Here is a 276-nt window from a genome sequence, read left to right as displayed (position 1 = left end):
TCTCCTGGGCACCAAACATGAAAAGGCCGTTGCACACGCAACGGCCTTTTTTCTTTGCCTCACCGGCACCGTCGCAAGCCCCCGCACCATCCCGCAGAAATTTCTCAAAAACTTGGGAAATCGGCTTCAGTCGGAGATTTCGCGCTATATAATTTGCCTACTCTGAAATGCCCAGGTGGCGGAATTGGTAGACGCACTAGTTTCAGGTACTAGCGGGTAACTCCGTGGAGGTTCGAGTCCTCTCCTGGGCACCAAACATGAAAAGGCCGTTGCACA

Annotated in this window: 1 tRNA gene; it reads left to right on the top strand. The window is 52.9% G+C overall.

Annotated elements, in window-relative coordinates:
• Positions 1-169: 169 nt before the first annotated feature.
• A tRNA-Leu gene (locus tag IAE24_RS30050) sits at positions 170-254 on the top strand.
• Positions 255-276 lie beyond the last annotated feature (22 nt).

This window comes from Delftia sp. S65 (assembly GCF_016516495.1).
Lineage (GTDB): Bacteria > Pseudomonadota > Gammaproteobacteria > Burkholderiales > Burkholderiaceae_C > Comamonas > Comamonas acidovorans.
The sequence above is the reverse complement of the archived record's forward strand: the minus strand, read 5'-3'. Positions and strand labels throughout refer to the sequence as shown.